Source organism: Gordonia rubripertincta, from assembly GCF_038024875.1.
Lineage (GTDB): Bacteria > Actinomycetota > Actinomycetes > Mycobacteriales > Mycobacteriaceae > Gordonia > Gordonia rubripertincta.
The window spans coordinates 1,907,007-1,925,491 of record NZ_CP136136.1; the positions used below are offsets into that span (position 1 = coordinate 1,907,007).

Sequence of the window (18,485 nt, forward strand, 5' to 3'; positions counted from 1 at the left end):
GACGCGTCTCGTCGGGGTACCCGGTTCGAGGGATGGCTGCACTGCGTCGCCGGGGACCGCGGACTACATTCGTGCCCATGGCATTGGGTCTGCTTCTCGACATCGACGGGGTGATGGTCACCTCGTGGAAGGCTCTGCCCGGCGCGGTGGAGGCCGTCTCCCGCCTCGCCGACCGCAAGATCCCGCGGATGTTCCTCACCAACACCACCTCGCGCTCGCGCAACGAGATCGCGGAGTTGTTGAACGACTGCGGCTTCTTCGTCGATGCCGACGAGATCCTGACGGCCGCGAAGCTGACCGCCGAATACGTGGGGTCGACCTTCCCTGGCAAACGGGTCTGGGTTCTCAACCAGGGCCCGATCGCGGAGGACATGACCGGGGTCGAACTGACCGACGACCCGGCGGATGCCGAGGTCGTGGTTCTGGGGTGGGGCAGGTCCCGTGTTCACCCACGACGCGCTGTCGAAGGTCCTCGAGATGCTGCTCGACGGAGTGCCGGTGATCGCCATGCACCGGTCGATGACGTGGTCGACGGCCGACGGGCTGTCGATCGACACGGGCGTCTATCTCGAGGGCCTCGAGAAGGCGTCGGGCAAGAAGATCAAGGCGATCGGCAAACCCTCGCCGCTCGGATTCCGCGCCGCCACCGACATGTTGGGGCTCGAGCCCAACCAGGTGGTGATGGTCGGCGACGACATGCACAACGACGTCCTGGGTGCACAGGCGTCGGCGCTGATCGGTGTGCTGGTGCGCACCGGCAAGTTCCGCGAGGAGGCGCTCGATGCGCTCGCGCGTGACGAGTTCGGGCCGTTCCCGGACCACGTCATCGACTCGGTGGCCGACCTCCCCGAACTGATCGACAAGATCAGCGGAACCTGACGGGCATCACGGGGTTTCAGACGCGGTCGAGCTGACTCTCCGCGGCGCGCTTGATCTTGCCGAGGGTCTCGGCCATGCCCAGCTGGAGTTCGGCCTCGAAGGAATCGGCGCCGCCGAACAGCTTGTCGACGAGCAACGACGACACCTTGGTGGTGGAGCCGTTCACCTCGCGTCGCTCGGTCACGGTCACGCCCGAACCGTTCGGGGTGATGGCGTAGCTCCACACGGTGTGGTTCTCGGCGACGCGGAAGGCGATCTCCTGATTGGGTGTGAAACGCACGACCTTGGAGGTGGTCGGCCACACCAGCGGGCCGCGGCGGTTGATGTTGATGGTCTTGGTCCCCAATCCGACGGTGCCGCCGCGGATGATCATCTTCTTGCACTGCGGGCTCCACTCGCCCATGCGCTGGAGATCGGAGATCACCGACCACACCTGCTCGGCAGATGCGTCGATGTCGATGGACTCTTCGATGAGTGATGCGGTCATGGTCGCCAACAGTATGGGCTTGTTGGCGCACCGTCAATAGGTTGTTGGCGGACCGTCAATAAGCCTGGTGGTCGCTTCGGAAACCGCTCAGACCAGCAGGGTCATGCCGATGACGGCACCGATGCCGACGAAGACCGCAGCGGTGATCCAGCCGGCGGGGTGCTCGTCGTTCTCCAGCAGCAGCGTCCCCAGCTTGCCCGGGGTCAGCCAGTCGATGAGCACGAACGACCACATCATCACCGCGATCGTCAGGACCACGTAGGCGACGGTGTAGAGCAGTGCGCGCCACAGTTCGAGGAGTTCGGTGTCGATGACCGAGCAGACCAGCACGATCGACAGTCCGATGACCATCGAGGTGGCGAGGATGACGGCGTTGCGGTTGTGGTCGACCCACACCAGCTGCCGAAGCCGGCCGGGGGTCACCACGTCGAGCGCCACGAACCCGACGACCAGCAGGGCGATCCCGACGAGGCTGAACGACGCCCCAGCGGCCAGATTGTCACGCAGCAGGTCCATCCGAGTCCCTCTCCATCGCCGACGTTCGCAGATGAACACTATCGGTGGGCGAGCTCGCGGGGTTGGAGGCGCCGGGTTGAAGTATCCCAGGGTTATGGCGGCGATGACGCCGACGATGCCGAGAATCGTGGCGTTTCGTCAGGCGGGGGTGCGACCAGTCGGATTTCCGGCATGTCCCCGTTTTGGGGGAGTATCGGCCAGTCGGCCGATGCGTGGCCACCCAGCCGGTTTCCTAACTCCGTGGGCGGCGACGTCGGTGAGGTTCCCAGGCGTCGTTGAACTTCGTTGCCTGAATAGGTGTTTCATTGTGGGCGCGTCGGCGGCGCTCGAATCGCTGCGGTGTGCGCGTGAAGTTTGGTGCCGTGCCCCAGGATTGTTTCTGATCTCGCAACATCGTGCGGTACCTTCTGGCGCATCGCCTGCCCAAGAGACTGGCGCAGCTCTCGACCGAGAAAGTGACCTCGTGGCTTATCCCTCGTACCCGCCGCGGCCGCCCATGCCACACCGGCCTCCGCAACGTTCTCAACCGCCGGTGTGGGTGTGGCTCCTGGTTGCGTTCGCCGTGCTCGTCATCGGTCTGGTGGTGCTTGGCGGCTGCGTCGCTTTGGTCGCTTCCGGATCCTCCTCCTCCGACAGCGACTCCGCCGCGACCTCGCGAGGCGCAGCGGCAAGCGCAAGCCCGGCCGACCCGAGCGCGAATCCATCGCCATCGCCACCGTCGCACGCGGCGCCATCAACGACGAGAGAAGTCGGACGGATGAACGCGCCCGTGTCCGACGGAGCCGCCGGCAGTTTCGTTGTCACCTCAGTGGAGACAGGTATCCCCGCGGTCGGCGATTACTTCACCGACACGGCCCAAGGCGCCTACACCATCATCACGGTCACCGTGACCAACACCTCGAATCACTCGATCGACTTCAACGCCTCAGAGCAACACGTCCGTGACGCCAGCAACCGCGTGTTTCGCGTCGACGGTTCAGCAACCTCACTGGCCAGTGATGGAGACGCAGGCTGGTTCAACGACATCAACCCGGGAAACTCCGTCACTGTCCGACTTGTTTTCGACATGCCCAAGGGGTCCATGCCGGCGACCATCGCCCTTCGCGCATCCGGAGGTCGCCCGGCTCTCGTCGCGCTCCAGTAGGTCACCGACAGGTAACAAAGTTTAAGGGGTCGTAACGCTAGCCTGAGAGTTTGTTATGAATCCTTCGACGACACGCGTCGTGTCTGTGGGGAAAGTTGGCCCGGCTCAGTTGGTTCGGGAGACGCCCCTTCCTGTGTGAGTGAAGGAAAGTGAATAGTGACCGACCCCAACAATCCGGGTGAGCAGCAGCCGAATTACGGGCAGCAGCCCAACTACGGACAGCAGCCCTTCCAGGGGCAGCCCGGACAGCCCTATCCGGGCCAGTACCCCGGTTACCCGCCGGCCCAGTCGCCGAAGAAGCGCAAGAAGTGGCCCTGGGGTGCTTCTTGCCCTCGTGGTGGTGTTTCTGGTGTTCGTAGGCGGTTGCGTAGCACTGATCGGCGGTGCGGCCGAGTCGATCGAGAATGAATCAGAACGCGTCGTTAATGTCACCTACGAGATCACCGGTGACGGCCCGACAGGTTCCGCAATCTACACCAACGGTGACATGAACACCTCCACCGACAACGAGATCCCCATCCCGTGGATGAAGGAAGTCGAGATCACCGGGTTCGTCAAGCTCGTGTCGCTGACCGCAAGCAACAGCTTCGACAGCACCGGAACGATCAAGTGCATCATTCGCCAGGACGGCAAGGTTCTGTCTGAGAGCACCGCCTCGGGCCCCGGTGCTTCTGCTAACTGCTCTGGCAGCGCCGAATAGGACTGGCTGGGTAGGGAACCTATGGGTCCGGCCTCGAGACCAAACGCCGGTCTCGAGGCCGGGCGCCGTCGTACGAGAGGATATGTAGCGTGTCCAAACACAGTGCCGCGTTGTGGAAGTCCCGCCCAGTGATGGTTGGCGCCATCATCGGAGCGCTCCTCGGTGTCCTCTGGCCTCTCATCAACACCATCAGCTCAATAGCCGATGGCATGCACCACTACGAGGGTGTAGGCGCGGTCTCCTACCTAGTTGGATCAGCATTCGCGTTCGTCGTGAGCGCGGTGGCAGGCGCGATAGTCGGCAGTCTCATCGGACTGGGAGTTGCCGCGATATTCGGCCAGTCCCGCTCGTAGCAAACCGACCGCTCAACCGAATCCTGCTTGACGGCACCGAAGTTCGTACTCTGCCTGCCGCAGTATCGTGTCGTCCGAACAGACGAAATCTGTCGCTCAATTCGTCATCGCGACAGGGACAGGCACGTCAGGGCGGCAACATCGCTGCCTTGGTCGGAGGCGGTCTCAGAATTCTCTTGAGGCTCCCCTCAGGTGCGTAAGATCCTGCGGATGGGATCAAGCAAGTCCAAGAACGATGACAACAGCACCGTCTGGGCGGCCCTCATCATCATCGCGCTCGGGTTTCTGGCGATAGCTTGGCCGTACTTCCTCGGGACATGGCTCGCCGTGAGCGTTGCGGGAGCAAGCAACCCATCCCCAGCTCGAACTGCGACCGGCTGGGTTTTGGAAGGTATCTGGCTGACTGTTCTATTGTCCGTTGTGGTGTGGTTCTGGTGGGACTCGGAGAGGGAGAAGGCCGAAGCCCGTCGCCGTGAGATCGCGGAAGCAGAAACGCAGGCCGCAAAGAGGCAACGGATGGTGGACTTCGGCCCGGAAGGGTTTGCGCTCTACGAGGAGGCCGAAGCATCGGTGTCTGCCATCACTGAATCCGAGGCCGCTCGCACCGGCTGGCTAGGTGCCCCCGCCGAGTTCGACTTTCAAGCTGACCTCGAGGCAATCGCAGACAACCTATGCCGGGCACACGAAATCCGACGCGCGACGACGGACGCCTCCTCGATCAAGAACTTCAGTGAATCCGACAAACGGATGCTGCAAGACGCGCAGCGCGAGATCGCTCGATTAGAGAAGTCGGTCAAGCGGCGAGTGGCCCTCATCTTCAAGTGCGCTCGCGAGGCCAGCGACATAGACCGCGCTTTGCGTGAGGACCGGGAGAATGTGGAGATGGCGAAGCAGCGCGAAGAACTGCGCGGCCGCCTCAGCCCAATGCTGTACGGCGCTCACAAGACGCCGTCGGAAACCCCGTCCGAGGCAGCCGACGTAGTGACAGCGCGCGCGACCGCGTTCCACGAACTCAAAGCCCTCATCGACAGACACCGCATCGAGGGAATCGGCGAGTCTTGATCGATGCGTCCGACCGGCCAGCTGACACTCAGGCCTTTATCGGCGGACAACGCCTGGTCGGTGTTCGGTAAGGGTCGCGGGGGGATAACAGCCGCCGATCAGGGCCGCGATCCATGATCATCTGGTCCAGCGCAACTCGCCGCCAACAGGCCGAATCGATTGTGGCTGAACGACATCACCACCGCGCCGGCGAGGGCGAGCTTGATCTGTGTGCCATTAAGGATGTCTGCACGGGGCCACCCCGACAGATCGGTTCCTTGGAAAGTGCTGCCGCAGCAGCCCATTGGTGTTCTCGTTCGTTCCGCGCTGCCACGGGCTGTGTGGATCGGCGAAGAACACCGGCACGCCGGTCTTCTCTGTGAGCGCAAGGTGGGCTGACAACTCCTTCCCTCGGTCCCAGGAAACAGAGCGCTTCAGCGGTTCGATGGGCCGAGTCGGGGCTTGCAGGGACAACGCGGCGATGGGGGGCTTATTCGTGCTGCTGCAACGCAACGTCCTGGACCGACAGCGGTGGGACACCCGTGAGCCCCACCCGTGTCGATCCTGAGGTGCGAGCGCAGCGAGCCACGAAGGCCGGTGACACTACTCACCGGCTCTTCGTGGCTCGTCGTTATCGCACCTAGCTCCTCAGCAGCGAAGCGAAGGGGCAGTTCCTCGCTGAGCGAGGAGACGCTTCGCAGGAGCGGGGTTGGTCTGCGTCAGCCGACGCTGAGCATGTCGTAGGACGCGAGGTCCTTCGACAGCTTGGTGACGTGGGCGTCCGCGTCGCCGAGGGTGTGGCTGATCGCGGTCAGGCGGCTCACGTAGTGCGCGATCGGGTACTCGGCGGTCATGCCGATGCCGCCGTGCATCTGGATGGCCTCCTGGCCGATGAGGCGTGCCGAGCGAACGGTCTGCAGCTTCACCCGCGACGCGATGGCCGCGTCGGCGATACCGTCGGCGAGGGCGGTCGTCGCGTACAGCACCAGGCTCCGGGCGAGCTCGAGCTGGACGTACATGTCCGCGGCGCGGTGGGTGAGCGCCTGGAAGGTGGCCAGCGGAACACCGAACTGCTTGCGCGACTTGAGGTATTCGACGGTCAGCTCGAGGCTGCGCTCCATGGCGCCAAGGGCCTCGGCGCACAGTGCGGTCTGGATGCCGATCTCCGCGTTGGCGATGAGCTCCGACGCGTCACCGCTGCCGAGGCGGGTGGCCTGGGCGTCGTTGAACGTGAACTCGGCGCCGCGTCGACGATCGTGGGTGCGGTACGCGGTGCGGGTGACGCCCTCGGCGTCGGCGTCGATGAGGAACAGCCCCACCTCGTCGCCGACACGTGCCGAGACGATCAGCTTGTGTGCGGAATCGCCGTGTCCGACAAGGGTCTTGGTGCCGTTGAGCACGCCCTCGGCAGTGGCGGTGGTGGACACCGCGGCCACCGGCCAGCGGTCGCCGGGCTCATTGTGGGCGAAGGCCATCAGCAGCTCACCGGAGGCGAGGCCGCCGCGCAGCTCGGCGCGGGTCGCGTCGGCGGCGGCGTCGAGCAGCGAGCCGGGGACGAGCACCGAGTCCAGGTACGGCTCGGGGGCCAGGGCGCGACCGAGTTCGGTCATCACGCTGGTGAACTCGACCGGTCCGGCGTCCATGCCGCCCTCGGACTCGGGGAAGGTCAGGCCGAGGATGCCGATCTCCGCGAGCGACTTCCACACCTTCTCGCTCCAGCCGAGATCGGTGTCGGTCACCTTGCGGAGGGTCTCCACGTCGTAGGTCTTGGTGAGGACCTCGCGCACGGTGTCGCGCAACATCCCCTGTTCTTCGGAAAGCTCGAAATCCATTGTTGTCCTTGGTCTGTGAAGTCGAAGTGAGGTCAGAGGGGTCGGCGGTCAGAGACCGAGGACCGCCTTGTCGATGATCTGGCGCTGGACCTCGGAGGAACCGCCGTAGATCGAGACCTTGCGGTAGTTCAGGTAGGTCGGGGCGGCGAGCTGGGCCCACTCGGGAGCGGTGACCGCTGCGCTGCCGTTCGCGGCGTCGACGTCGACCTCGGCGACCGGGAGCGAATCCGGTCCGGCGATGTCGGCGATGAGTTCCATCGCGGCCTGCTGCAGCTGGCTTCCCTTGAGCTTCAGCAGCGACGATGCCGGGTTCGGCTTGCCGTCGGCCGACGACGCGGCGACGCGCAGCTGGGTGATCTCGAGGGCGAGCAGCTCGTTCTCCAGTTCGGCCAGGCGGGTGGCGAACAGCGGATCGTCGAGCAGGGTGCCGTTGGCGGTGCGGGTCCCCTTGGCGAGCTCCTTGGCGCGCGCCAGCTTCGACTTGGTGTAGCCGACGCGGGCGATGCCGTTGCGCTCGTTGCCGAGCAGGAACTTGGCCTGCGTCCAGCCGCTGTTCTCCTCGCCGACCATGTTCTCGACGGGCACGCGGACGTCGTTGAAGAAGACCTCGTTGACCTCGTAGCTGCCGTCGATGAGCTGGATCGGGCGCAGCTCGATGCCCGGGGTGTCCATCGGGATCAGGAACATGCTGATGCCGGCCTGCTTCTTGACGTCCGGGTTGGTGCGGGCGAGCAGGAAGATCCAGTCGGCGTACTGGCCCAGCGTGGTCCAGGTCTTCTGGCCGTTGATGACGTAGTGGTCACCGTCGAGGACCGCGCGGGTCTTGAGCGAGGCGAGGTCGGAGCCGGCCTCGGGCTCGGAGAAGCCCTGGCACCACCAGATGTCGAGGTTGGCGGTCTTGGGCAGGAACTTCTCCTTCATCTCCTGCGACCCGAACTGGGCGATGACCGGACCGATCATGCTGACGTTGAACGGCAGCGGATCGGGGACGAACGCCAGGCTCATCTCCTCGCGGTAGATGTGATGCTGGATCGGCGTCCAGTCCTTGCCGCCCCACTCGATCGGCCAGCTCGGCGTCAGGATGCCGTGCTCGTTGAGGACGCGGGATGCCGTGACGATGTCGTCGGGGTAGTTGAGGCTGCCCTCTTCGTTCCGCTTGCGGAGGTCCTCGGGGACCTTCGCGAAGATGCCGCGCAGTTCCTCGCGGAACGCCTCTTCCTCCGGACTGAACTTCAGGTGCATGGGTTCTTCTCTACTCCTGTCAGGGGTTGCCGGGTGTTCGGCGACACCAATCACGGACCGTCTGCCTGGAAGACCTGGAAGACCGACCGCTGACTAAGCGCTTGCTTAGTGATAAGTTGCACTATGCCGCGCATCAAGGGCGGTGTCAATCGGCTGGAGAAGGCGCGAGGTCGCCGAGCGAACGAGGGGGTCAACGTGGTCTCGTCGACCGAACCGACGACCCGGATACAGCCGGTCGCGGCCCGGGAGCGGTTGCTGCTGGCCGCTGCCGAGGCGTTCGCGGCGAAGGGCTTCAACGCCACGACGACCCGGGACATCGCCAACGGCGCGCAGATGAGTTCGGCGGCGGTCTACGTGCACTTCCGGTCCAAGGAGGAGCTCCTCTTCGAGCTCTCCGAGGCGGGGCACCGGATCATCCTGGGCATGATCGACGAGGTCGACGACCCGGCGGTGGCGCCCGCCGAACGCCTGGCAACGGTCGTCGGCGCGTTCACCGAGCACCACGCGCGCGAGCACGTACGCGCCCGCGTTGTGAACTACGAGTTGGGGTCGCTGGCGCCCGATCACCTCGAGACGGTCATGGAGTTGCGGCGGGAGATCACCCGCCGGGTGCGGGCGATCGTCGATGCGGGAATCGAGAACGGCGACTTCGACGTCGCCGATTCCCAGGCCACCACCAACGCGATGCTGTCGATGGGCATCGACGTCGCACGATGGTACCGCGCCGAGAACTCTCTCCCGCCCGAGGCGATGGGAAAGTTCTACGCGGAGCTGGCCACCCGGATGGTGGGGCTGCGGGACCGGGACTGACCCCCGGCGTCCGTTCAGGATTCGCCGACCGCAACCGGTTCCGGCGCGTCTTCCGTTGCAGTGGTGGCTGCCTCGGCTCTGGTCGCGGTACGCCGCATGACGACCGCGAGTGCCGCGCCGAACAGTGCGACGGCGAGGACGTAGCCGACGTATCCGATGACCGTCGAGCGAAGTCCGATGTGGGACACGACTATTCCGGCTATCACCGCCGGCACGCTGAACGCGAGGTAGCTGGCGACGAACACCGAGGAGAAGACCTGTCCGCGCTGGGCGGGAGGGGTCGCGGCGGTGATGTTGTCCATGGCGCTGAGGAAGGTCGCCGCCCATCCGGAGCCGGCCACGAGCGAACCGAGGATGTAGAGCGGCAGGACCTCGGTCATGACGCCGGACAGCGAGATCAGCACGCCGATCGCGAGGGTCGGGTAGCCGAAGGCCTGTTTCACCGTCGCCGGCCGTCCCGTGATGAACAAGGAGGTGACCGTCGCGCTGGCGAAGAAGGTGAAGAGGATGAGTCCGGCCTCGCCGTGATTGGTGACCCCGAAGACGCGTGCGACGACGGAGGAACCGAGCGACAGGTACAGCCCGCCGAGGGACCAGGTGGCCACCAGGGTGGGGGCCGACGCGAAGAACACGGGGCGGACCTCGCGGGGCACCCGAACCTGGGGTGCGAGGGTCGTGGCCAGGTGCCGGCGTGAGGTGAAGGCCACGCGCTCGCGGGTCTCGGGGACCACGAGGAGTGCGATGAGCAGCGCCGCGAACAGGCCGAGGATGACCTCGTAGACCAGGATTCGGGGCGCGGGTGCGTACTCGACGAGCAATCCGGCGACGCCGACGCCGGTGGCGAGGCCGAAGGCCGGGGCGGCGCCGATGATCGTCGAGCCGAGTCGGGCGGTGGGCTGGAGGTCGACGGTGGTCGCGGTGAGGGTGCCCATGGCGGCGCCGGTGGCGAGGCCCTGCAGGGCGCGGGCGGCGAGCAACGTACCCACGTCCTGGGCCACGACGAAGAGCACCATGCTGGCGATCAGCAGGACGAGTGCGACCGCGAGCACGGGACGTCGGCCGATGTGGTCGGACAGCGACCCCACCGTCAGCAGGCTCACCAACATCGTGACCACATAGACGGCGAAGACCAGGGTCAGGGTGAGCGACGAGAAACCCCAGAGCTCCTGGTAGATCGGATACAGCGGCGACGGTGCGGCGGAGGCGAAGAGCACCATCACGTACGTGGCCGCGATTAGCCAAAACGCGCGGTGGGGATGTAGTGGCGCCACGTCGTCTCCTTAAAGCAAATTCCGTTGCATTTAGAACGACGATAGACGTGTACTACTTCCAAAAGCAATCGGATTTGCAATAATGGCTCCATGGCTATGGGAGGCGCAACGCCGCAGATGGACTCCGCGGACGCGGCACCGCGCGCGAAGAGGCCCGGCGGTCGAAGCGCTCGCGTGCAGACGGCGGTGTACGCCGCCGTCGGACAGCTCGTCGGTGCCGGCCAGCGCGACACGATGACGATCCCCGAGGTCGCCGACCTCGCCGGCGTCAACCCGACCAGCATCTACCGCAGGTGGGGCTCGATCGACGCACTCCTGGGCGAGGTGGCGGTCGCTGCACTGACGCAGGGCGAGCCGCTGCCTGACACGGGTGTGCTCCGCGACGACATCGCGGAGTGGGCGCGTGTGATCGCCGCCGACATCGGCCGGCCGAAGCGGCGGGCGTACTTGCGTGCGATGGTCGCGGCGCGCGACGACGTCGTCGAGGTGTGCCCGTGCTGGGAGGTCCGCCGCGAGCAGGCGGAGGAGATGATCGCCAGGGCCCGGGAGCGCGGCGAGGCGACGCCGTCGGTGCGGCAGCTCCTCGACCATGTGATCGCACCGCTCTACCATCACGCGGTCTTCGGTCTCGCCGTCGACGACGCCTACGTCGCCGAGCTGGTCGACGACGTCGCGGCGATGCTGGGAGCGGCCCCGGGGTCCGCCTGAGGGCGATAGGGTCCGGGCATGAAGAAGGTTCACGCGTTCAGAGACGATGCACTCGGTGATCTCGACGCGGTCGGCATCGCCGACGCGATCGCCGCCCGGGAGATCTCGGCCGCCGAGGCGGTCGAAGCGGCTCTCGCCCGGATCGACGCGGTCAATCCGCAGCTGAGCGCGATCGCCTTCGACGACCGGGAGCGAGCCCGCAAGCGCGCCGTCGACAGTGACTTCCCGGCCGGGTCGTTCGTCGGGGTGCCGTCGATCATCAAGAACAACACCGACTTCGCGGGCCTGCCCACCTGTCACGGTTCGGCTGCGGTGACCCCGAACCCGGCTGCGGCGAACGAGGCGTTCACCAATCAGTTCCTGGCGACGGGGGTCAATCTCGTCGGGGCGTCGAGCATGCCGGCCTTCGGGCTGACCGCGACGACCGAGTTCGTCGACCGCGAACCGACGCGCAATCCGTGGGACACCGACTACTCCGCCGGCGGCTCCTCAGGTGGTTCCGCCGCGCTCGTGGCCGCGGGTGCGCTGCCGATCGCGCACGCCAACGACGGTGGCGGGTCGATCCGGATCCCCGCTGCCGCATGTGGTCTGGTGGGGCTCAAGCCGAGCCGGGGTCGTACCGCGCCGGCGAAGCAGACCAGGGATGCGCCGATCGACCTGGTGTGCAACGGGATCGTGAGCCGGTCGGTGCGTGACACTGCACGCTTCCTCGACGACTCGCAGGGCTTCCGTCCCGGCCCCGGCCTGCCGCCGGTAGGTCTGGTGGAGGGGCCGGGGGAGAAGCGGCTGCGGATCGCACTGATCACCGAACCGATCACCGGCCAGCTGCTCGACCGGGACACCCAGCGGTGCGTGTCCGAGGTCGCCGAACTCGTCGAATCACTCGGCCACCGAACGGAGATGGTGCCCCTGCCGGTGGACCGCGCCTACATTCGGCAGTTCATCGATTACTGGTCGCTGCTGGCCTTTGCGCTGGACCGCACCGGTAAGCGATTGCATGACAAGGGTTTCGACCGCAAGCAGCTCGACCCGTTGACTCGCGGTCTGTCGCGCAACGCCCTGCGGCACTTCTATCGGATGCCGTCGTCGATCCGCGGTCTCCGACGCTCCACCGCCGCGTTCCGGTCGCTGCACGAGCAGTTCGACGTGATCCTGTCGCCGACCCTCGCACACCTGCCGCCGGAGATCGGTTACCTCGATCCGGGTATCGACTTCGGTGAGGCGATGGACCGCCTCACGCGCTACGTCGCCTTCACGCCGGCGAACAACACGTCGGGTACTCCCGCGATCAGTCTGCCGCTGGGACAGTCGACGTCGGGACTGCCCGTCGGCATACAGCTCTCCGCGGACCTCGGTGACGAGCGGACGCTGCTGGAGTTGGCGTTCGAGCTCGAGGCGGCACGCCCGTTCGCGCGGATCCAGGACGCCTGAGCCTCGTCCCCCAGCCCCACCACGAACGACCAGGTCCACCACCTCGGAAGGTGGTGGACCTGGCCAGAAAGGTGGATTTGCCGGGAAGGCTAGTGCTGCACGGCTTTCTCCGCACCGATACCGGTGAGGGAGCGAACCTCCATCTCCGCGTTGCGTTCCGGGGTTCCGACGTCGCTCGGCGAGGTCAGGGTGCCGACGATGCCGAGGACGAAGGCCAGCGGGATCGAGACGATGCCCGGGTTGGCCAGCGGGAACCAGGCGAAGTCGGCGCCGGGGATCATCGCGGTTGACGAGCCGGAGACGGCCGGCGAGAAGACGATCAGCAGGATCGTGGAGATGAGGCCGCCGTACATGCTCCACAGGGCGCCGCGGGTGTTGAAGCGCTTCCAGTAGAGCGAGTACACGATCGTCGGCAGGTTCGCCGCCGCGGCGATGGCGAAGGCCAGGGCCACCAGGAAGGCGATGTTCTGACCGTTGGCCAGGATGCCGAGGACGATGCCGAGGACGCCGAGCACGACGACGGTGTAGCGCGAGACGCGGACCTGGTCGTCCTCACTCACCTTGTTGCGCTTGATGACCGACGCGTAGATGTCGTGGGCGAATGATGCCGACGCGGTGATCGCCAGGCCGGCGACGACGGCGAGGATGGTGGCGAAAGCGACCGCGGAGATGATGCCGAGGAGTACCACACCGCCGAGTTCGAAGGCCAGCAGCGGTGCTGCGGCGTTCTGTCCGCCTGCTGCGGCGAGGATCTTGTCCGGTCCGACCAGCGCGGCCGCGCCGTAACCCAGGATCAGGGTGAACAGGTAGAAGGCGCCGATGAGCGCAATCGCCCAGACCACCGACTTACGAGCCTCTTTCGCGGTCGGCACGGTGTAGAAGCGCATCAGCACGTGCGGCAGGCCCGCGGTGCCGAGGACCAGGGCGATGGCCAGCGAGAGGAAGTTGATCTTGGACTCGAGCGAACCGCCGTACTGGGCGCCGGGTGCGAGAACGTCACGCGAGGCAACCTTTTCGCTGCCCGAGCTGCTGATGGCGTCCTGGGCGGCACCGAGGATCGACGACAGGTTCATGCCGAACTTGGCGAGCACGATGAAGGTCATGATCGCCGCGCCGCTGATGAGCAGCACCGCCTTGATGATCTGCACCCAGGTGGTGCCCTTCATGCCGCCGATGAGCACGTAGACGATCATCAGCGCGCCGACGACGGCGATCACGATCGACTGGCCCACGCGACCCTCGATGTCGAGGAGCAGGGCGACGAGGCCACCGGCACCGGCCATCTGGGCCAGAAGGTAGAACAGCGAGACCGCGAGGGTCGAGATGGCCGCCGCGAGACGGACCGGGCGCTGCTTCAGGCGGAAACTGAGGACGTCGGCCATCGTGAACTTGCCGGTGTTGCGCAGCAATTCGGCGACGAGCAGCAGCGCGACGAGCCAGGCGACGAGGAAGCCGATGGAGTAGAGGAAGCCGTCGTAGCCGTAGACCGCGATGGCGCCGGCGATGCCGAGGAAGCTGGCCGCCGAAAGGTAGTCACCGGCGATGGCGATGCCGTTCTGGGGGCCGGAGAAGCCGCGGCCGCCGGTGAAGAAGTCCGCGGCCGAGTTGTTGTTCTTGCTGGCCCGGATGACGATGTACATCGTCACCGCCACGAAGGCGGCGAAGATCGCGATGTTGGCGACCGGGCTGCCGACCGTGGCGGCGAGCGTGGTGGTGTGGACGGAGGTGTTCACAGCGACGGGCCGCCTTCCATCTCGTTGCGGATGGCCTCGGCACGCGGGTCGAGTTCGCGGTTCGCGAAGCGTACGTACAGACCGGTGATGACGAACGTGGTCACGAACTGCAGCAGCCCGAGGATCAGGCCGAGGTTGATGTTGCCCCACACCTGGATCGCCATGAAGTCATGCGCGAAGGCGCCGAGCAGCACATAGACCGCGTACCAGATCAGGAAGAACGCGGTCATCGGGAAGATGAACTTGCGCAGGCGCGCCTTCAGTTCCTGGAACTGAGGGCTGTTCTGCATCTCGATGAACTGCTCGCCCGACGGCGCATGCGGTGGTGCCGCTGCTGGTTGGTCGATGTTCGACACGCTGTCCTCCAAGTCGATGGGGCCACGGCGGGGACCCGCTGTGATGGCACTTCGGGGAACAGCCTGAATGAGGCGCAGATCACACCGCAATCGGTGTCGTGGGTCACACGCCGAAGGAGGTCGACTGTGCGACGGGCGGTCGATCAGGTCCGACGAACGGTGAACGGTCAGGCGCCGGGAAGCCGGTCGACGCCCATCCCGACGCGTTCTGGAACGTGCATCCGAGCGAAGGTGCGGGCGAGGTCGCCGGGCAGCCGTCGTCGGGTGGCGAGGCTGACCAGCACCATCGTGCCGAAGGCGAGCGGCACGGTGACCGCCCCCGGATAACCGGCCAGCGCGGCCGGCCAGCCGCCCAGGGCGTCGTCGTCGATCACCCCGGCGATCGCGAGTGAGGCGGCCGAACCGGACGACACCCCGCCCACGATCAGTCCGGCGATCGCACCGGCGGAGGTCAGGCCGCGCCACCAGATGCCGAGGACGAGCAACGGGCACAGCGTCGACGCGGCCACCGCGAACACCAGACCGACGGTCCGGGACAATTCCAGTGAACCCGCCGCCAGCGAGAGTGCGATCGGGATGGCCCCGCCGATGACCGCGGCGATGCGGAAGTCGCGCACGCGCCCGCGGAAGACATCGGTGGCCAGCGCGCCGGCCACGGACACCAGGAGACCCGAGGACGTGGCGAGGAAGGCCGCGATCGCACCTGCCGCGACCAGTGCGGCGAGGAGCTGCCCGGCCAGGCCCCCGATGGCGGCACTCGGGAGCAGGAGTACCGCGGCGTCGGACGTCCCGGTGATCAGCAGCTCGGGCACGTAAAGACGTGCGAACACCCCGAGCAGGACGGGGAAGAGGTAGAACAGCGACAGCAGCGCGATCGCGGCGAGCGCCGTCCGACGGGCCGTGCGGCCGTCCGGGTTGGTGTAGAAGCGCACGAGGACGTGCGGAAGACCCATCACGCCGAGGAACGTCGCGAGGATCAGGGACAGCACCTGGAACAGCGGATGGCGACCGCCGAGACCGCCGCCGGGCGCCACCCAGTCCGAGCCGTGGACCGGGGCTCCCGCCACAACCGGGGTGGCCGCGCCGGCGTCGAGGAAGATGACGGAGCCGGCGGAGACGACATGACCGCCGGGGGACGGCATCGGGGCATCGACCACGGGCGAACCGTCGAGCGTGCCGGTGACGCGCACTCCCTTGACCTCGGCGACGGTGACCGAGACGTCGGTGGTGACGTCGACGGTGGTGGCGGTCGCGACCCGCGGCGGTGCGGGTTCGCCGACATGCGCCGGATCGTTCGCGAACACCCCGATCAACACGAGGGTGGGAATGGCGATGGCAGTCAGCTTGAGCCAATACTGGAATGCCTGCACGAAGGTGATCGACCGCATCCCGCCGCCGACGACGTTCACGATCACGATGAGCCCGACGCCCACCGCCCCGGTCCAGACGGGTGCGCCGAGCAGGATGTTGAGGGTGAGTCCCGCGCCCTGGAACTGGGGGATGAGGTACAGCACGCAGACGACGACCACGACCACCATCGCGGTCTTGCGCACGGCGGTCGAGGAGAGCCGGAACTCGGCGAAGTCGGGCACGGTGTAGGCGCCCGACCGTCGCAGCGGTGCGGCGACGAACAGCAGTAGGCCGAGGTATCCGGCGGTGAAACCGACCGGGTACCAGAGCGCGTCGGCGCCGTACTTGGCGACGAGCCCGGCGACACCGAGGAACGACGCCGCCGACAGGTACTCACCGGACACCGCAGCGGCGTTCCATCGCGACCCGACGGCACGTGAGGCCACCAGGAAATCCGACGTCGTGCGGGAGAACCGGCCGCCCCAGGCCCCGACCGCGATCGTGGCGACGGCCGCGGCGAACAACCCCACGGCGGTCAGCGCGTCGACGCCGCTCACGTCCCGCCCGGATCGCCGGGGTCGTCGTCGACGAGGCTCATGAAGTCGCGTTCGGCGTGCTCGGCCAGCCGTACATACAGCAGCCCCGTCAGGTACAGCACCGGATAGGCGAGGAGTCCGAGGACGAGCCAGGTGATCCGGATGCCGAGGACGGTGGTCTCGGCCACGCTCGGGAACAGCACGGCGAGCAGGGGTATCGCCACCACGACGACGAGCAGGCTCCCGCCGAGGCGCAAGGCCAACCCGAGTTGGGCGCGCATCAGGCCGCGCACCAGCGCGTCGCCGACCTCGGTCTGCTCCTGGACCTCCACTCGGGTGCGCACCATCCGAGCGCCGCGCCGGGAGGCGAGAACGACGCGCTCGCGTTGCGGTGGATTCTCAGACATCGCCGCGACCGGCGGGGGAACGGTACTGGCGCAACGGGTCCCGGATGAGCCGGTCCTTCAGGTCGCGAACCTGACGCCGGCTGACGGGCAGCTCCACCGCTTCCGACGCCCCGTTCGCGCGCACACTGACCACGGTCCCGCCGCCGGTGGTCCGCAGGCCGGTGACCATCGGCAGGGACACCAGGTAGGACCGATGGACGCGTGCGAATCCCTTGTCCTGCCAGCGTGATTCGAGGGTCGACAGCGGGATGCGGACCAGGTGGGCGCCGGATTCGGCGTGGAGTCGGGCGTAGTCGCCGACGGCCTCGACCCAGGAGATCGAATCGCGCCGGACCAGCGAGGTCACCCCGCTCATCTCGACCGGGATCACCTCGTCGGAGGCGGCTCGCGGCTCAGCCGGAGGTGTCGGGGCAGGAGGGTCCTCGACGGGCTTCGTGCGGGCGTCGAGGCTGGCGCGGACCCGCCCGAGTGCCTGGGCGAGGCGTTCCTCGCGGAGCGGTTTCAGCAGGTAGTCGACGGCCCCGACCTCGAAGGCGTCGACCGCCTTGTCCTCGTGTGCGGTGACGAAGACGATCGCAGGCGGCTGCGCGTACTTGGCGAGGACGCCCGCGAGTTCGAGCCCGGACAGGCCCGGCATGTTGATGTCGAGGAAGATCGCGTCGACCCGGCGGGAGTTGAGCTCACGAAGGGCGCCGGTCGCATCGGTCGCGGCGTACACCTCGGCGATGCCGTCCTGCCGGTCCAAAAGGTAACGGAGTTCGTCGAGAGCGGGCGGTTGGTCGTCGACGGCGAGCACCACCAGCCCGGACATCCATCTCCTCCCGACTGCTGCGCTGACACGCGACGACGGACACGAGAATCCTACCGCGTGGGCCGCATCACAGACCGGAACCCGCGGACCCCTGTGACAGCTGATTCCCGGAATTCGGAAAAAGTCAGGTCAGGTGGGGGCGCCCGTCGGCTGTCTCGATACCCTGTCCACGGCCATCCCGACGTCAGACGGACTCACCGAGGAAGTCGCTGCACAGCGTCGCCTCGATGCGTTGGACGCAAGATAGGAAGAAAGTCACTGTGTTCTCCCGGTTCAAACCCAAGAACGATCTCTTCTACGGGTTGTTCACGTCCTCGGCCCAGTGCCTGGCCGATGGGACCAAGACCCTCACCGGCCTGCTGGAGCCCGAACCGGACTTCGAGGAGATCGCGCGCCGGATGGTCGACCTCGAACACGACTGCGACCGCATCACCCACGAGATGTTCCGCACGGTCAACTCGAGCTTCATCACGCCGTTCGATCGCTCCGACATCTACGTCCTCGGTTCGAGCCTGGACGACGTCATGGACCACATCGAGGCCGCGACTCACCTCATGGCCCTCTACGGTGTCACCGAGCTCCCGCAGCATCTGCGCGAGATGATCGAGATCCTGGACACCTCGGCGAGCGTGACCGCCGACGCGATGCCGCGTCTGGCCGGGATGAAGGACCTCGAGCGGTACTGGATCGAGATCAACGCCCTCGAGAACCGCGCCGATCACACCTACCGGACCTTCCTGGCCTATCTGTTCGACGGCCACCTCGACGCGCTGACCGTGATGAAGCTCAAGGACGTCGCCGACGAGCTCGAGGATGCGGCCGATTCCTTCGAGAAGGTCGCCAACATCGTCGAGACCATCGTCCTCAAGGAGTCGTGA

Annotated in this window: 18 protein-coding genes and 3 pseudogenes; 10 read left to right on the plus strand and 11 right to left on the minus strand. The window is 66.5% G+C overall.

Annotation, left to right across the window (positions count from 1 at the left end; all coding sequences use genetic code 11):
- The first annotated feature begins 77 nt into the window (after positions 1–77).
- A pseudogene (locus tag RVF83_RS08605) lies at positions 78–879 on the plus strand (HAD-IIA family hydrolase).
- A 16-nt stretch (positions 880–895) separates the two neighbouring features.
- On the opposite strand, the gene RVF83_RS08610 reads toward RVF83_RS08605, so the two are convergent.
- Both RVF83_RS08610 and RVF83_RS08615 read right to left on the minus strand, forming a co-directional pair.
- The gene (locus tag RVF83_RS08610; RefSeq protein ID WP_005199097.1) at positions 896–1,366 is read right to left on the minus strand and encodes an SRPBCC family protein; all 471 of its coding nucleotides are present in this window, start codon (positions 1,364–1,366) and stop codon (positions 896–898) included.
- A gap of 87 nt (positions 1,367–1,453) precedes the next feature.
- Positions 1,454–1,882 carry a DUF350 domain-containing protein gene (locus tag RVF83_RS08615; protein WP_005199096.1) on the minus strand — a complete coding sequence of 143 codons (429 nt, stop codon included), beginning with the start codon at positions 1,880–1,882 and terminating at the stop codon, positions 1,454–1,456.
- A 757-nt stretch (positions 1,883–2,639) separates the two neighbouring features.
- On the opposite strand from RVF83_RS08615, the gene RVF83_RS08620 reads away from it, so the two are divergent.
- The 5 genes and pseudogenes from RVF83_RS08620 to RVF83_RS23705 form a co-directional block, all read left to right on the plus strand.
- Positions 2,640–3,026 carry a DUF4352 domain-containing protein gene (locus RVF83_RS08620; protein WP_005199094.1) on the plus strand — a complete coding sequence of 129 codons (387 nt, stop codon included), beginning with the start codon at positions 2,640–2,642 and terminating at the stop codon, positions 3,024–3,026.
- 319 nt (positions 3,027–3,345) lie between these two features.
- Complete coding sequence (locus RVF83_RS08625) at positions 3,346–3,726, plus strand: hypothetical protein (RefSeq protein ID WP_341262015.1); 381 nt, start codon at positions 3,346–3,348, stop codon at positions 3,724–3,726.
- An 89-nt stretch (positions 3,727–3,815) separates the two neighbouring features.
- Positions 3,816–4,079 (plus strand): hypothetical protein, encoded by a 264-nt coding sequence (locus RVF83_RS08630; RefSeq protein WP_157226843.1) that lies wholly within the window; start codon positions 3,816–3,818, stop codon positions 4,077–4,079.
- Between the two features lie 210 nt (positions 4,080–4,289).
- A complete protein-coding gene (locus tag RVF83_RS08635) occupies positions 4,290–5,141 on the plus strand; it encodes a hypothetical protein (RefSeq protein ID WP_005199091.1) in 852 nt (283 codons plus the stop codon).
- Between the two features lie 94 nt (positions 5,142–5,235).
- Positions 5,236–5,372 (plus strand): annotated as a pseudogene (locus tag RVF83_RS23705) (IS3 family transposase); the annotation flags it as partial.
- Here RVF83_RS23705 and RVF83_RS08640 read toward each other — a convergent pair.
- The 3 genes and pseudogenes from RVF83_RS08640 to RVF83_RS08650 all read right to left on the minus strand — a co-directional run.
- Positions 5,363–5,564, minus strand: a pseudogene (locus tag RVF83_RS08640) (IS30 family transposase); the annotation flags it as partial. The pseudogenes RVF83_RS23705 and RVF83_RS08640 overlap by 10 nt on opposite strands.
- 275 nt (positions 5,565–5,839) lie before the next feature.
- Positions 5,840–6,952, minus strand: a complete 1,113-nt coding sequence (locus RVF83_RS08645) for an acyl-CoA dehydrogenase family protein (RefSeq protein WP_005199089.1) — start codon at positions 6,950–6,952, stop codon at positions 5,840–5,842.
- A 48-nt stretch (positions 6,953–7,000) separates the two neighbouring features.
- Positions 7,001–8,194: an acyl-CoA dehydrogenase family protein gene (locus RVF83_RS08650; RefSeq protein ID WP_005199088.1), complete on the minus strand. Its 1,194-nt coding sequence runs from the start codon at positions 8,192–8,194 to the stop codon at positions 7,001–7,003.
- A 123-nt stretch (positions 8,195–8,317) separates the two neighbouring features.
- On the opposite strand from RVF83_RS08650, the gene RVF83_RS08655 reads away from it, so the two are divergent.
- Positions 8,318–9,004 carry a TetR/AcrR family transcriptional regulator gene (locus RVF83_RS08655; RefSeq protein WP_005199087.1) on the plus strand — a complete coding sequence of 229 codons (687 nt, stop codon included), beginning with the start codon at positions 8,318–8,320 and terminating at the stop codon, positions 9,002–9,004.
- Positions 9,005–9,018: 14 nt separating this feature from the next.
- On the opposite strand, the gene RVF83_RS08660 is transcribed toward RVF83_RS08655, so the two are convergent.
- The gene (locus tag RVF83_RS08660; protein ID WP_005199086.1) at positions 9,019–10,275 is read right to left on the minus strand and encodes an MFS transporter; all 1,257 of its coding nucleotides are present in this window, start codon (positions 10,273–10,275) and stop codon (positions 9,019–9,021) included.
- Between the two features lie 90 nt (positions 10,276–10,365).
- Between RVF83_RS08660 and RVF83_RS08665 the strand changes: the two genes are divergently transcribed.
- On the plus strand, positions 10,366–10,983 hold the full coding sequence (locus RVF83_RS08665; RefSeq protein ID WP_039880586.1) for a TetR/AcrR family transcriptional regulator: 618 nt from the start codon (positions 10,366–10,368) through the stop codon (positions 10,981–10,983).
- An 18-nt stretch (positions 10,984–11,001) separates the two neighbouring features.
- Positions 11,002–12,414 carry an amidase gene (locus tag RVF83_RS08670; RefSeq protein ID WP_005199084.1) on the plus strand — a complete coding sequence of 471 codons (1,413 nt, stop codon included), beginning with the start codon at positions 11,002–11,004 and terminating at the stop codon, positions 12,412–12,414.
- 89 nt (positions 12,415–12,503) lie between these two features.
- Here RVF83_RS08670 and RVF83_RS08675 read toward each other — a convergent pair whose 3' ends face one another.
- From RVF83_RS08675 to RVF83_RS08695, 5 genes are all read right to left on the minus strand, one after another.
- Positions 12,504–14,147 carry a solute symporter family protein gene (locus RVF83_RS08675; RefSeq protein WP_005199083.1) on the minus strand — a complete coding sequence of 548 codons (1,644 nt, stop codon included), beginning with the start codon at positions 14,145–14,147 and terminating at the stop codon, positions 12,504–12,506.
- Complete coding sequence (locus RVF83_RS08680) at positions 14,144–14,503, minus strand: DUF485 domain-containing protein (RefSeq protein ID WP_005199082.1); 360 nt, start codon at positions 14,501–14,503, stop codon at positions 14,144–14,146. The genes RVF83_RS08675 and RVF83_RS08680 overlap by 4 nt, the downstream gene beginning before the upstream one ends.
- Before the next feature lie 167 nt (positions 14,504–14,670).
- On the minus strand, positions 14,671–16,410 hold the full coding sequence (locus tag RVF83_RS08685; protein WP_005199081.1) for a cation acetate symporter: 1,740 nt from the start codon (positions 16,408–16,410) through the stop codon (positions 14,671–14,673).
- Positions 16,407–16,796, minus strand: a complete 390-nt coding sequence (locus RVF83_RS08690) for a hypothetical protein (RefSeq protein WP_005199080.1) — start codon at positions 16,794–16,796, stop codon at positions 16,407–16,409. Before RVF83_RS08690 ends, RVF83_RS08685 begins: the two co-directional genes overlap by 4 nt.
- Positions 16,789–17,607, minus strand: coding sequence for a LytR/AlgR family response regulator transcription factor (locus RVF83_RS08695; RefSeq protein WP_005199079.1), 819 nt, complete (start codon positions 17,605–17,607; stop codon positions 16,789–16,791). Before RVF83_RS08695 ends, RVF83_RS08690 begins: the two co-directional genes overlap by 8 nt.
- A 260-nt stretch (positions 17,608–17,867) precedes the next feature.
- Here RVF83_RS08695 and RVF83_RS08700 point away from each other — a divergent pair, with 260 nt between their 5' ends.
- Positions 17,868–18,485 (plus strand): DUF47 domain-containing protein, encoded by a 618-nt coding sequence (locus RVF83_RS08700; RefSeq protein ID WP_005199078.1) that lies wholly within the window; start codon positions 17,868–17,870, stop codon positions 18,483–18,485.